Source organism: Serratia nematodiphila DZ0503SBS1 (assembly GCF_000738675.1).
Classification (GTDB): domain Bacteria; phylum Pseudomonadota; class Gammaproteobacteria; order Enterobacterales; family Enterobacteriaceae; genus Serratia; species Serratia nematodiphila.
In genome coordinates, this window is sequence record NZ_JPUX01000001.1 from 404,212 (window position 1) to 417,070 (window position 12,859).

Consider the following 12,859-nt stretch of genomic DNA (forward strand, 5'->3'; position numbering starts at 1 on the left):
AGTGATAGACTCGGCGGATTATTGTCAGCATATATCCTTCAGGTATGGAGGGTAAGCGAGCCTTCGGTACGGAGTAGAGTCATAACATGGCAAAAGATAAGAAACGTGGGTTTTTCTCCTGGCTGGGGTTTGGCCAGAAGGAGAAGGAAGAAGATCAACAGCAACCTGAGCCGTCGGTAGAGCAGGCGGAACCTCAGGCCGCGGAGACGCCGGCTGAACCGGTCACCGCCAAGCTGGACGACAAGCTCCCCGCCCAGGAATCTGAACCTGCCGCCTCCGTCGACACCCCGGGAGAGTGGGATAACGGTCAGGCCGGCGAGCAAATCGCGGAAAATCTGCCGGTAGCGGCCGAGCATCCAGCGGCGCAAGCGCTGGCCGAAGAGATCGTCAGCGTCACCGAACAGGTGGCGGCGCAGCAGCAACCTGTTACCGAACCCGAGCCGGTCGTCGAACCCGAGCCAGTCATCGAACCTGAGCCGGTCGTTGAGCCTGAGCCGGTCGTTGAGCCTGAGCCGGTCGTTGAGCCTGAGCCGGTCGTTGAGCCCGAGCCGGTCGTTGAGCCTGAGCCGGTCGTCGAACCCGAGCCGGTCGTTGAGCCTGAGCCGGTCGTTGAGCCTGAGCCGGTCGTTGAGCCTGAGCCGGTCGTCGAACCCGAGCCGGTCATCGAGCCCGAGCCGGTCATCGAACCCGAGCTGGTCGTCGAATCTGAGCCGGCCGTTGAGCCAGAGCCGGAAGCGGAAGAAGAGCCGCTGGAACCCGTCGTGCCGGCCGCTGCGCAAGAGCAGGAGCGCCCGACCAAAGAGGGCTTCTTCGCGCGCCTGAAGCGCAGCCTGCTGAAGACCAAGCAGAACCTCGGCTCCGGCTTTATGGGGCTGTTCCGCGGTAAAAAGATCGACGACGACCTGTTCGACGAGCTGGAAGAACAGCTGCTGATCGCCGACGTTGGCGTGGACACCACGCGCAAGATCATCACCTCCCTGACTCAGCACGCCAGCCGCAAGCAGCTAAAAGACGCCGAAGCGCTGTACGGCAAGCTGAAGGAGGAAATGTCCGAAATTCTGGCCAAGGTCGATCAGCCGCTGGATGTCAGCGGGAAAACCCCGTATGTCATCCTGATGGTCGGCGTGAACGGCGTGGGTAAAACCACCACCATCGGCAAGCTGGCGCGCCAGTTCCAGGCGGAAGGCAAGTCGGTGATGCTGGCGGCGGGGGACACCTTCCGCGCCGCGGCGGTGGAGCAGCTGCAGGTGTGGGGTGAACGCAACCGCATTCCGGTGGTGGCGCAGCATACCGGTGCGGATTCCGCTTCGGTGATCTTCGATGCGGTGCAGGCCGCCAAGGCGCGCGGCATCGATGTGTTAATCGCCGATACTGCCGGCCGTCTGCAGAACAAATCGCACCTGATGGAAGAGCTGAAGAAGATCGTCCGCGTCATGAAAAAACTGGACGACCAGGCCCCCCATGAGGTTATGCTGACGCTCGATGCCAGCACCGGCCAGAATGCCGTCAGTCAGGCGAAATTATTTAATGAGGCCGTGGGCTTAACCGGCATCACGCTGACTAAACTGGACGGTACCGCCAAGGGCGGGGTGATCTTCGCCATCGCCGATCAGTTCGGTATCCCGATCCGCTATATCGGCGTCGGGGAAGGCATCGAAGATTTGCGGCCGTTTAAGGCTGACGATTTTATTGAGGCACTTTTTGCCCGAGAGGATTAATACGGATGATTCGCTTTGAACAGGTCAGTAAAGCTTATCTGGGCGGACGGCAAGCGCTGCAGGGGGTTGATTTCCATCTGCGCCCGGCGGAAATGGCGTTTCTGACCGGCCATTCCGGCGCGGGGAAAAGTACCCTGCTGAAACTGATTTGCGGTATCGAACGGCCCAGCGCCGGCCACATCTGGTTTGGCGGCCACGACATCAGCCGTTTGAAAAACCGCGAGGTGCCGTTCCTGCGCCGGCAGATCGGCATGATCTTCCAGGATCACCACCTGCTGCTGGATCGCACGGTGTATGACAACGTGGCGATGCCGCTGATCATCGCCGGCGCCAGCACCGAAGACATCCGTCGCCGCGTCTCCGCCGCGCTGGACAAGGTCGGTCTGCTGGATAAAGCGAAGAACTTCCCGATTCAGCTGTCCGGCGGTGAGCAGCAGCGCGTGGGCATCGCCCGTGCGGTGGTGAACAAGCCGGCGGTGCTGCTGGCGGATGAACCGACCGGTAACCTGGACGATGCGCTGTCGGAAGGCATCCTGCGCCTATTTGAAGAATTCAACCGCGTCGGCGTGACCGTACTGATGGCGACGCACGACACCGGGCTTATCGCCCGCCGCAATTACCGCATCCTGACGCTGAGCCAGGGCCGCATGCAAGGAGGCGCTCACCATGGCCAATAACGCAAAAACCGCCAAGAGCAAGGCGCTGCGCGGCGGCTGGCGCGAACAGTGGCGTTACGCCTGGATGAACGCCATCAAAGACATGCTGCGTCAGCCGTTGGCGACGCTGCTGACGGTGATGGTGATCGCTATTTCCCTGACGCTGCCGAGCGTGTGCTACATCGTGTGGAAAAACGTCAGCACCGCGGCCAGCCAGTGGTATCCAACGCCGCAGCTGACCGTCTATCTGGATAAATCGCTCGATGACGACGCCGCGCTGAAAGTGCTCGACGCCATCAAGGCGGAAGCCGGCGTGGAGAAGGTGAACTACCTGTCGCGTGAAGAAGCGCGCGGCGAGTTCCGCAACTGGTCGGGCTTTGGCGGCGCGCTGGACATGCTGGAAGAGAACCCGCTGCCGGCGGTGGCGATCGTCACGCCGAAGCTGAGCTTCCAGAGTTCGGACACCCTCAACACCCTGCGCGATCGCGTGGCGGCGGTGCAGGGCGTCGAAGAAGTGCGTATGGATGACAGCTGGTTTGCCCGCCTGGCGGCGCTGACCGGACTGGCGGGCCAGATCGCGGCGATCATCGGCGTGCTGATGATCGTGGCGGTGTTCCTGGTGATCGGCAACAGCGTGCGTCTGAGCATCTTCAGCCGCCGTGACACCATCAACGTGATGAAACTGATCGGCGCCACCGACGGTTTTATCCTGCGGCCGTTCCTCAACGGCGGGGCGATGCTGGGCTTTGCCGGCGCGCTGCTGTCGCTGGTGCTGTCCGGGGCGCTGGTGTGGCAGCTGGAGTCGGTGGTCGCCGGCGTGGCCAAGGTGTTCGGCACCACCTTCACCCTGCACGGGCTGGGCTGGGATGAGGCGCTGCTGCTGCTGATCATCTCCGCGATGATCGGCTGGATCGCCGCCTGGCTGGCGACGGTGCAACATTTACGCCGATTTACACCACAGTAAGATTTTTTTGGTATACTCTTCTCCTGCTGCTTTTGATCGCGTTGCGGGAGAAGAGTGACCTCAAGCGAAGTCAGCACCATCCCTCTCTTCTTAGCGCACAAATTCCCTATCGGCCTGCACCTTCGTCACGTATTGTCAGCAACAATGCTTGCAAAAAAGGGTGAACTTCTGGGGCGGAGTACGGTCAAAAATTGCAGCAAATGTTAAGGTGCCCGGCGTGTGGAACCGCTTTTGCTTCAGCAACTGCCGTAGAATCAATCATTTCCCCGCTGTAATAATCACCTGCATGATTTTGTATTCTCATAGAGAGGGTTTGAATGACCAAAGAAATGCAAACTTTAGCCTTAGTACCCCAAGGTAGCTTGGAAGCCTATATCCGGGCAGCCAACGCCTATCCGATGCTGACGGCAGAGGAAGAGCGGGAGCTGGCTGAACGGCTGCATTATCAGGGCGATCTGGATGCCGCTAAGCAGCTCATCCTGTCTCACCTGCGCTTTGTCGCTCATATTGCCCGCAACTATTCAGGCTATGGTCTGCCGCAGGCGGATCTGATTCAGGAAGGCAATATCGGCCTGATGAAAGCCGTTCGCCGCTTCAACCCTGAAGTCGGCGTGCGTCTGGTTTCCTTTGCGGTGCATTGGATTAAGGCGGAAATCCACGAGTACGTATTGCGCAACTGGCGCATCGTGAAAGTGGCGACCACCAAAGCGCAGCGCAAGCTGTTCTTTAACCTGCGCAAAACCAAACAGCGTTTGGGCTGGTTCAACCAGGACGAAGTGGAACTGGTGGCCCGTGAGCTGGGCGTAACCAGCAAAGACGTGCGCGAGATGGAATCGCGCATGGCGGCGCAGGACATGACGTTCGATCCGACTCCGGACGACGAGGCCCGCGACGGCCAGTCGATGGCGCCGGTGCTGTACCTGCAGGACAAGAGCTCGGACTTCGCCGAAGGCATCGAGGAAGATAACTGGGAAAGCAACGCCGCAGACAAACTGGCCTATGCGCTGGAAGGTCTGGACGAGCGCAGCCAGCATATCATCCGCGCCCGTTGGCTGGACGACGACAACAAGTCGACGCTGCAGGAGCTGGCCGATCAGTACGGCGTTTCCGCCGAACGCGTGCGCCAGCTGGAAAAGAACGCCATGAAGAAACTGAAAATGGCGATCGAAGCCTGAGTCGATGCGAGATTCGATAAAAAAAGCCCGGCAAGCCGGGCTTTTTAGTGCCTGAAATTCGGCGCTATGGCGCCACGGCGGCAAAGTCTGGCGCCGGGCAGTCGTAGCCGAATTTCGCCGCCCACGGGTAGCGGGTGCCGGTGTTGATGTAGCGCTGATAAAGCGCCCGGCCGGTTTTGGCGTCGCGCTTGATAACCCAACTGGCGGCGTTACACAGCACGGCGGCATAGGCCTGGCTCTTCGGCGGCAGCAGATCGGCCGCCTGCTGCGCCAGCCCAACCGCCTGCCAGCGATAGTGCAGGAAACGGTTGTCTTCCGCCGGTAGCGCCGCCTTGGCGCGCGCCGCTTCTGCGCTGTCGATCCAACTTTTGTGCTTCAGCTCGCGAGTATCGAACGCATCCCCCAGATAGGAATAGCCGGCGCCATAGATGGCGTAGTCCGGCGTCATTTCGTAGCCGGTAAACTCCAGCCCTTGGGAACGCAGCAGGTTGGCGGCGCGATAGTAAGCCTGCGCACGCGCCAGCGGTGCGGCGGATTTGTCCTTGGCGGCCTTCAGCTCGTCGGCATACTGCTGCGCCGCCTGCCGGTAGTTGGGGATATCGAAGTAGGCCAGCGCCTCCGGCGCTCTTCCGGCGCGCATCAGACGCCGCGCCAGCAGTTCGCGCAGCTGCACCTCCGGCGTGATCTGCTGGCCGCCGTAGTCGTCCGGGTTTACCGGCTTGAGCGGTGTTGTCGGCGCCGGGGCGTGCTTATCGACAAAGCCTTTCAACTCATCGACGGTCAGCACCCGCTCCGCCACATCGGCCACGTCGGCCCAATAGAGCGCCTTGCCGCGATACAGCAGGTCCATCGCCTGTAGATAGTCGCCGCGGTTCAGCGCCAGGATGGCCTGTTCGCCAGCCACCCGGCATTCGGGCACGATGGTTTCCGCAACGAAGTCGGCGTTGCGCTGTTCGCCCCAGCTTTCGTCGGCGGGGAACGCGCTTGCCGCCTTGGCGTAGGCGGCGGTGGCGGCTTTCACATCGCCGTCGCGCAGCGCCATTTTGGCGCGCAGCCACCACGCCAGGCCGCTGTCGCCGGCGTTTTTCAGCAGGCTCGCCGCCATCGGGTACTGCCCCGAACGGTAAGCCAGCGCCGCCAGCCGATCGCTGCCGGCGAAGCCGCTTTTCACTGAGCCGTCCAGCAGCGTCAGGATCTGGCTGATGATTTGCGCGGAGCGGCCGTTGCCATCGGTATCCGCCATTTGCAGGTTGCCGCTGCGGGCGAACAGCTCAATGGTCACCAGCTGCTGGATCAACGGATCGCCGATAACCTGTTTCAGCGTGTCCAAATGGTCGGGATTGACCAGGAAGCTGGAGACGTACTGCAGCGACTGCCCGCCGCTCGGATCGCCCTGCGCCGCCTGCTGTGCGTACAGGTGGGCGGCGGGGGCGACGTCACCCAGCCACAGGTGGATGCGCGCCTGCTGCCCAAGGCTGCTCAGCGCCAGCTGATCGGGATCGGCGGCGCCGTTTTTCACCCGATCGATCACCTGCTGGAATGCTGCCAGCGCCTGTTCGAGCGCGGCTTTTGGCGGATGCTCGGCGGCGGGGGCTGTTTCACCGGATTCGTTCACCGGCGTTCCGTGGTCCGCCATCAGTACCCGCCCCAGCGAATACTGCGCCCGCAGCCCCCAATCGCCCTGCTCGGCGGCCGGTAGCTTCAGCACCTGCTGGAAATAGTCTGCGGCGCGCGGATCGTGGCTGGCGAAAGCCACGGCGCCCAGTTGATAGAGACGCGCAGCGTTGGACAACCCTTGCGTATTGACGGCGTCAGCCTCTTCTACCGTTTTGGCGGCGCGCATTTTGCCGATCGCTATCGTTTCCGGCGATTGCGGCATCGGTTTCGGCGGCATCGGCGGCGGCGGGGCCTGCCAGTGCGGCAACTGACTGTCCGCCGGCACCAGCCGGCCGGCTTCGAAGGCGAAATTGCCCTCCGGCATATACAGCAGGGTGCCGTTGCGGTCTATCAGCAGCCGGTTAGGAAAATCCGGGCCGCAGGCATAGCCGTTCAGCGGCAGCGCCAGCGCGGCGCCGATCAGCATGGCCAGCGGAAGAAGGCGGCGGGTGTTCCGTGCCGCGCGCGTATCAAGGTGTGACAAGGGTGCCTCCTGGCGTCAGTTGTTGGCAGCGCAGCCAGCCCAGCGGCCGGGATTGCCCGGCGCGCAGCTGATCGCCGCTGATGCGAATAAAGCGTTGCCGTTGCGGTGCGGATTCCAGCCGGTAGTTGCCGACCGCGTCCGCCGCCAGGCAGTCGTCGGCGCGGATGATGACTTCTTGCGGCAGCGGGGCGTCCACCGGCCCGTTGTTATGAATTATCAGATCATACAGCCCGTTTTGCTGTGGCTGAGGCCTAAATTTTACCTGCCAGTCGACATTCAGCGGCCGCCGTTCGATCACCGCTCGCAGCGTGGCGAGCGACCAGGCGCGCCGATCGTCCGCCAGCGGCAAGCGGAACCAGATAATGCCGCGCAGCCGGGGCGGCGTTTGCTGCGCCAGCGTTTGCAGAAAATCGGCGATCTGCTGCGGCGCGACCGTCAGTTCGCGGCCGTTGCCCGCCATGCGCAGCGAGGATTCGCTCTCCACCTGCGCGCCCTGTGCATCAAACCCCAGCAGTGCCATGCCGTAGGCCGGCAGCGCGACGCGAAACGGCTTCGGTGTGACGGCGGCGTACTGCCGCACCCAGCGTAGCGCTAAGGAGCCGTCAAACAGCCCCTGCTGCGGCGAGAGCACCGCATGCACCTGCAGGACGGAACTGTCGGCCTGTTGCAGTACGCCGGGCAGGCCGGGTGAACCGATCCAGGCGGGCAGGGCGGTGATGCCGAGTTGCAAAGCGGCGGGCAGCCGTTGACGTAGCCGCTGCAGAAAGCGTTGGTAGTCCGGCAGGCGGGCCGTGGCGGCGTCATGATCGATCTCGACGCCGGTGACGGGCAGCCCGGCCGCCTGCCAGCGCTGGGCGAGCGCCAGCAGACGCTGGATAATGGCTTCTTGGTCCAGCTGCGGCAGCTGGCCGTCGAGGCGTGCTACCAGCCAGAGCGGGCGGCCGTCCTGCTTCAGCAGGCTGAGATCGGCCGGGATTTCTCGCCAGCCCTCGCGTGGATGCACCTGCAGCGCCAGCACCCGCAGCCCGGCGAACAGATCGCGGCTGTGCGCCAGCGCATCGGCGTGCTGCGGCGTCCAGACCCGCTGCCAGACATAAACCTGCTGATCCCAGTCTGAGGCCAGGCGCAGCGCCTGCTGGCGCCCGAGGAACGCGGCCGCCAGCCCCAGCGCAATCAAGACCAGCGCCGCCAACCGGCGTTTCATTTTTGCCAGAGATCGCCCTGCGGTGCGAAGCCGCAGGCGCGCATGAAGTTATCGACTTCCCCGCGTTCGCGCGGCGCCAGGCCGGCGGTCGACAGCTGCCAGTGAGCGACCTGCGGCAGCTGACGCTGCGCATCCTGCACCAGGTAAAGACCGACGCCGCGGCGGCGCGTCACTTCGCGCACCAGCAAGTCCTGCAGCTCGGCGCGGTCATCCTGCAGCGCAATTTTCACCGCGCCCAGCAGACGCTCGTTGAAGCGGGCGGCAAACAGCGCCTTGCCGCCGCTCAACCAGCTCTGCCACTGTTCCGGCTGCTGATGCGGCCAAATTTTATCGAGATCGATAAGGTCTTGCGGGGACAGCGCGGTCAGGCGCTCGATGGTCAGTTTCATACAGAATTTCCGCGCAGCTAAATGATGCCGACAGTGTAATAGATCTTGTGCAGAGCGTTGTGTAAGTTTTTCTGTACGATTACTGTTCAATATGTTTTTTGCACGGGGCATTTTCCGAGTAAATAGTTAGTAAAGGGATTGTTAACCAGCACAACGCGCTACGCCTCAAGGTAAACGGCGCAGATTTAATTCGAATTTTATCCTGTTTACACCGCTTGTTTCTGCCTGATGAAGTTGATTTGCAGCAGAAAATTCCTGTTTAATGGCATGAAAAATAAAGTCTTATTAGAAAATAATGCCGACAAAGCGCCTAAATCATTATTACTTATAACAAAAGCGGTCAATAACGATCGGGCGCAGGCAAACACAACAGGTACGTTCACAACGACAGATGGGGATTTGCGGATGAAATTAACAACAGGTAAGGCACTGCTGGCGGGTTGCATTGCGATGGCCATGAGCCAGGCGGCTATGGCGAAAGACATCAAGGTGGCGATCGTCGGGGCGATGTCCGGCCCGGTCGCGCAGTATGGCGACATGGAGTTTACCGGCGCGCGCCAGGCGATTGCCGACATCAACGCCAAGGGCGGCATCAAGGGCGACAAGCTGGTCGGCGTGGAATACGACGACGCCTGCGATCCGAAACAGGCGGTTGCGGTCGCCAACAAGGTGATCAACGACGGCATTCGTTACGTGATTGGCCACCTGTGTTCCTCTTCCACTCAGCCGGCGTCCGATATCTATGAAGACGAAGGCGTGATCATGATTACCCCGGCGGCCACCAACGCCGATCTGACCACTCGCGGCTACAAGATGATCCTGCGCACCACCGGTCTGGATTCGGATCAGGGCCCGACCGCCGCCAAATACATCCTCAGCGACATCAAGCCGAAGCGCATCGCCGTGGTGCACGATAAGCAGCAATACGGCGAAGGCCTGGCGCGCTCGGTGCGCGACAGCCTGAAAAAACAGGGTACCGAAGTGGCGATGTTCGAAGGCATCACCGCCGGCGACAAAGACTTCTCCACCCTGGTGGCGCGCCTGAAGAAAGAGAATATCGATTTCGTGTATTTCGGCGGTTACTACCCGGAAATGGGCCAGATCCTGCGTCAGGCCAAACAGGCCGGGTTGACCACCCGCTTCATGGGGCCGGAAGGCGTGGGCAACTCCTCGCTGTCCAACATCGCCGGCGCCGCCTCGGAAGGCATGCTGGTGACGCTGCCGAAACGCTACGATCAGGTGCCCGCCAACCAGCCGATCGTCGATGCGCTGAAGGCCAAGAAGCTGGATCCGACCGGCCCGTTCGTCTGGACCACCTATGCCGCGCTGCAGTCGCTGACCACCGGGATGGAGCGCAGCGGCAGCCAGGAGCCGGCGGACATCGTCAAGGATCTGAAAACCGGCAAGCCGGTGGACACCGTGATGGGGCCGCTGAGCTGGGATGACAAGGGCGATCTGAAAGGCTTCGAGTTCGGCGTGTTCGAATGGCATGCCAACGGCACGTCCACACCGATCAAATAAGCCATAATGATTAGGGTGGGGCGCAGCCCGCTGCGCCCGGCGGGTCGGCTTGCCGGCCCCGTCTCCCTTTACCCGCCGGTTCTCCGTCGGCGGGTTTCGCAGCCAAGGGTTCAGAGTATGTCAGAGCAGCTCCTCTATTTTCTGCAGCAGATGTTCAACGGCTTAACGTTGGGCAGCACCTATGCATTGATCGCCATCGGTTACACCATGGTTTACGGCATCATCGGCATGATCAACTTCGCCCACGGCGAGGTGTACATGATCGGCAGCTATGTCTCCTTTATCGTTATCGCCGCCCTGATGATGCTCGGCATCGACGTCGGCTGGTTGCTGATCGGCGCCGCGTTCCTGGTCTCGATCGTCATCGCCAGCGCCTACGGCTGGAGTATCGAGCGGGTGGCCTACAAACCGGTGCGCAACTCCAAGCGCCTGATTGCGCTGATCTCGGCCATCGGCATGTCGATATTCCTGCAAAACTACGTCAGCCTGACGCAGGGTTCGCGCGATCTGGCGCTGCCCAGCCTGGTGACCGGCCAGTGGGTGCTGGGGGAAAGCAACGGCTTCGCCGCCACCATCAGCACCATGCAGCTGACCATCTGGCTCGTGACCTTCCTGGCGATGCTGGCGCTGACGCTGTTTATCCGCTATTCACGCATGGGCCGCGCCTGCCGCGCCTGCGCGGAAGATCTGAAGATGGCCAGCCTGCTGGGCATCAACACCGACCGGGTGATCTCGCTGACCTTCGTCATTGGTGCGGTGATGGCGGCGGTGGCCGGGGTGTTGCTCGGCCAGTTCTACGGCGTCATCAACCCTTACATCGGCTTTATGGCCGGTATGAAAGCCTTTACCGCTGCGGTCCTGGGCGGCATCGGCAGCATTCCCGGCGCGATGATCGGCGGCCTGGTGCTGGGCGTGGCGGAAGCGCTGACCTCCGCTTATTTGAGCACCGAATACAAAGACGTGGTGTCGTTCGCGTTGCTGATCGTGGTGCTGCTGATCATGCCGACCGGCATTCTTGGGCGTCCGGAGGTTGAGAAAGTATGAAACTCAATCTGCTTAATGCGCTGATCGCCACGGCGGTGCTGTTCGTGATGGCGTCGTTCCTGATGGGCATGCAGCTCAGCCTGGACGGCACCAAACTGGTGGTGCACGGCGCGGCGGAAGTGCGCTGGATGTGGATCGGCATCGGCTGCGTCAGCGTCTTTTTCTTCCAGCTGTTGCGCCCGCTGCTGCTGCAGGGCCTGAAAAAGGTCTCCGGCCCGGCGTTCGTGCTGCCGAGCTTCGACGGCACCACGCCGCGGCAAAAGCTGCTGGCGGCTCTGCTCATCGTCGCGGCGGTCGCCTGGCCGTTCCTGGTGTCGCGCGGCACGGTGGATATCGCCACCCTGACGCTGATCTACGTGATGCTGGGCCTCGGCCTCAACGTGGTGGTGGGTTTGTCCGGTCTGCTGGTGCTCGGCTACGGCGGTTTCTATGCTATCGGCGCCTACACCTACGCGCTGCTGAATCACTATTACGGTTTCGGATTTTGGGAGAGCCTGCCGCTGGCGGGTATCGTCACCGCCGCCTTCGGCTTCCTGCTCGGTTTCCCGGTGCTGCGGCTGCGCGGCGACTATCTGGCGATCGTGACGCTCGGCTTCGGCGAGATCGTGCGCATCCTGCTGCTGAACAATACCGAGATCACCGGCGGGCCGAACGGCATCAGCCAGATCCCGAAACCGACCTTTTTCGGCCTGGAGTTCAACCGCAGCGTGCGCGACGGCGGTTGGGATACCTTCCATAACTTCTTCGGCCTGAAATACGATCCGAGCGATCGCATCGTGTTCCTGTACCTGGTGGCGCTGCTGCTGGTGGTGCTGACGCTGTTCGTCATCAACCGCCTGCTGCGCATGCCGCTCGGGCGCGCCTGGGAAGCGCTGCGTGAAGACGAGATCGCCTGCCGCTCGCTGGGCCTCAGCCCGACGCGCATCAAGCTGACCGCCTTTACCATCAGCGCCGCCTTCGCCGGGTTTGCCGGCGCGCTGTTCGCCGCGCGCCAGGGTTTCGTCAGCCCGGAATCCTTCACCTTCGTCGAGTCGGCCTTCGTATTGGCGATCGTGGTGTTGGGGGGCATGGGCTCGCAGTTCGCGGTCATTCTGGCGGCGATCCTGCTGGTAGTGTCGCGCGAGCTGATGCGCGATCTGAATGAATACAGCATGTTGCTGCTGGGTGCGCTGATGGTGCTGATGATGATTTGGCGGCCGCAGGGGCTGTTGCCGATGAAACGGCCGCAGCTGAAGCTGCAGGCGGCGGACATTCACGCGGGCAAGGGGGAACAGGCATGAGCGTTCAACCTTTACTTCAGGTGGAAGGCCTGTCGATGCGTTTCGGCGGGTTGCTGGCGGTCAACAATGTGGCGTTGACGCTCAATGAAGGCGAAATCGTGTCGCTGATCGGCCCCAACGGCGCCGGTAAAACCACGGTATTCAACTGCCTGACCGGTTTTTACCGCCCGAGCGGCGGCACCATCAAATTGCGCGATCGCCATCTGGAAGGGCTGGCGGGGCAGGCCATCGCCCGTATGGGCGTGGTACGCACCTTCCAGCACGTGCGGCTGTTCCGTGAAATGACGGTGATTGAGAACCTGCTGGTGGCGCAGCATCAGCACCTGAAAAGCGGCGTGTTCGCCGGGCTGTTGAAAACCCCGGCTTTCCGCCGCGCCGAAGCCGAGGCGCTGGCGCGCGCGGCAGAGTGGCTGGAGCGCGTCGGCCTGCTATCGATGGCCAACCGTTCTGCGGGCAACCTGGCCTACGGGCAGCAGCGTCGGCTGGAGATCGCCCGCTGCATGGTGACCCGGCCGGAGCTACTGATGCTGGACGAACCGGCCGCCGGCCTCAACCCGAAAGAGACCGACGAGCTGGATCATCTGATCGTCGAGCTGCGCGATCGGCATAAGGTCTCGGTGCTGCTGATCGAGCACGACATGAAGCTGGTGATGGGCATTTCCGATCGCATTTACGTGGTGAATCAGGGCACGCCGCTGGCGCAGGGCACACCGGCGGAGATCCGCAACAACCCGGACGTGATCCGGGCTTATTTGGGCGAAGAATAAT

11 protein-coding genes are annotated in these 12,859 nt (G+C 62.1%); 8 read left to right on the top strand and 3 right to left on the bottom strand.

Translation table 11 applies throughout. The annotated features are described in order from the left end of the window. Nucleotides 1-86: 86 nt before the first annotated feature. From ftsY to rpoH, 4 genes are all read left to right on the top strand, one after another. On the top strand, nucleotides 87-1,718 hold the full coding sequence (gene ftsY, locus JL05_RS01820) for a signal recognition particle-docking protein FtsY (protein ID WP_033631504.1): 1,632 nt from the start codon (nucleotides 87-89) through the stop codon (nucleotides 1,716-1,718). 5 nt (nucleotides 1,719-1,723) lie between these two features. Beyond that, nucleotides 1,724-2,395: a cell division ATP-binding protein FtsE gene (gene ftsE, locus JL05_RS01825; protein WP_004934337.1), complete on the top strand. Its 672-nt coding sequence runs from the start codon at nucleotides 1,724-1,726 to the stop codon at nucleotides 2,393-2,395. Beyond that, a complete protein-coding gene (ftsX, locus tag JL05_RS01830; RefSeq protein ID WP_004934340.1) occupies nucleotides 2,385-3,338 on the top strand; it encodes a permease-like cell division protein FtsX in 954 nt (317 codons plus the stop codon). Before ftsE ends, ftsX begins: the two co-directional genes overlap by 11 nt. Nucleotides 3,339-3,655: 317 nt before the next feature. After that, nucleotides 3,656-4,513, top strand: a complete 858-nt coding sequence (rpoH, locus tag JL05_RS01835; RefSeq protein WP_004934345.1) for an RNA polymerase sigma factor RpoH — start codon at nucleotides 3,656-3,658, stop codon at nucleotides 4,511-4,513. A gap of 64 nt (nucleotides 4,514-4,577) precedes the next feature. Here the strand turns inward: rpoH and JL05_RS01840 are convergent, their stop codons facing one another. The 3 genes from JL05_RS01840 to panM are packed head-to-tail and all read right to left on the bottom strand — an operon-like array spanning nucleotide 4,578 to nucleotide 8,246. Then, nucleotides 4,578-6,596 carry a hypothetical protein gene (locus JL05_RS01840; RefSeq protein ID WP_099032714.1) on the bottom strand — a complete coding sequence of 673 codons (2,019 nt, stop codon included), beginning with the start codon at nucleotides 6,594-6,596 and terminating at the stop codon, nucleotides 4,578-4,580. Nucleotides 6,597-6,639: 43 nt separating this feature from the next. Further along, nucleotides 6,640-7,857: a DUF3142 domain-containing protein gene (locus JL05_RS01845; RefSeq protein WP_033631506.1), complete on the bottom strand. Its 1,218-nt coding sequence runs from the start codon at nucleotides 7,855-7,857 to the stop codon at nucleotides 6,640-6,642. Next, a complete protein-coding gene (gene panM, locus JL05_RS01850; RefSeq protein WP_033631507.1) occupies nucleotides 7,854-8,246 on the bottom strand; it encodes an aspartate 1-decarboxylase autocleavage activator PanM in 393 nt (130 codons plus the stop codon). The genes JL05_RS01845 and panM overlap by 4 nt, the downstream gene beginning before the upstream one ends. Before the next feature lie 405 nt (nucleotides 8,247-8,651). On the opposite strand from panM, the gene JL05_RS01855 reads away from it, so the two are divergent. The 4 genes from JL05_RS01855 (at nucleotide 8,652) to livG (ending at nucleotide 12,858) form a co-directional block, all read left to right on the top strand. Beyond that, nucleotides 8,652-9,767 (top strand): branched-chain amino acid ABC transporter substrate-binding protein, encoded by a 1,116-nt coding sequence (locus tag JL05_RS01855; protein WP_015376289.1) that lies wholly within the window; start codon nucleotides 8,652-8,654, stop codon nucleotides 9,765-9,767. A gap of 117 nt (nucleotides 9,768-9,884) precedes the next feature. Then, entirely contained in the window at nucleotides 9,885-10,811 is a 927-nt protein-coding gene (gene livH, locus JL05_RS01860; protein ID WP_015376290.1) for a high-affinity branched-chain amino acid ABC transporter permease LivH, read from the top strand. Next, the gene (locus JL05_RS01865; protein WP_033631508.1) at nucleotides 10,808-12,091 is read left to right on the top strand and encodes a high-affinity branched-chain amino acid ABC transporter permease LivM; all 1,284 of its coding nucleotides are present in this window, start codon (nucleotides 10,808-10,810) and stop codon (nucleotides 12,089-12,091) included. The genes livH and JL05_RS01865 overlap by 4 nt, the downstream gene beginning before the upstream one ends. Continuing rightward, complete coding sequence (livG, locus tag JL05_RS01870; RefSeq protein WP_015376291.1) at nucleotides 12,088-12,858, top strand: high-affinity branched-chain amino acid ABC transporter ATP-binding protein LivG; 771 nt, start codon at nucleotides 12,088-12,090, stop codon at nucleotides 12,856-12,858. Before JL05_RS01865 ends, livG begins: the two co-directional genes overlap by 4 nt. Nucleotide 12,859 lies beyond the last annotated feature (1 nt).

Coding starts and splice junctions, on each gene's coding strand:
- ftsE (WP_004934337.1), top strand. CDS start 1,724: ATGATTCGCTTTGAACAGGTCAGTAAAGCTTATCTGGGCGGACGGCAA.
- ftsX (WP_004934340.1), top strand. CDS start 2,385: ATGGCCAATAACGCAAAAACCGCCAAGAGCAAGGCGCTGCGCGGCGGC.
- panM (WP_033631507.1), bottom strand. CDS start 8,246: ATGAAACTGACCATCGAGCGCCTGACCGCGCTGTCCCCGCAAGACCTT.
- JL05_RS01865 (WP_033631508.1), top strand. CDS start 10,808: ATGAAACTCAATCTGCTTAATGCGCTGATCGCCACGGCGGTGCTGTTC.
- JL05_RS01840 (WP_099032714.1), bottom strand. CDS start 6,596: ATGCTGATCGGCGCCGCGCTGGCGCTGCCGCTGAACGGCTATGCCTGC.
- rpoH (WP_004934345.1), top strand. CDS start 3,656: ATGACCAAAGAAATGCAAACTTTAGCCTTAGTACCCCAAGGTAGCTTG.
- JL05_RS01855 (WP_015376289.1), top strand. CDS start 8,652: ATGAAATTAACAACAGGTAAGGCACTGCTGGCGGGTTGCATTGCGATG.
- livG (WP_015376291.1), top strand. CDS start 12,088: ATGAGCGTTCAACCTTTACTTCAGGTGGAAGGCCTGTCGATGCGTTTC.
- JL05_RS01845 (WP_033631506.1), bottom strand. CDS start 7,857: ATGAAACGCCGGTTGGCGGCGCTGGTCTTGATTGCGCTGGGGCTGGCG.
- livH (WP_015376290.1), top strand. CDS start 9,885: ATGTCAGAGCAGCTCCTCTATTTTCTGCAGCAGATGTTCAACGGCTTA.
- ftsY (WP_033631504.1), top strand. CDS start 87: ATGGCAAAAGATAAGAAACGTGGGTTTTTCTCCTGGCTGGGGTTTGGC.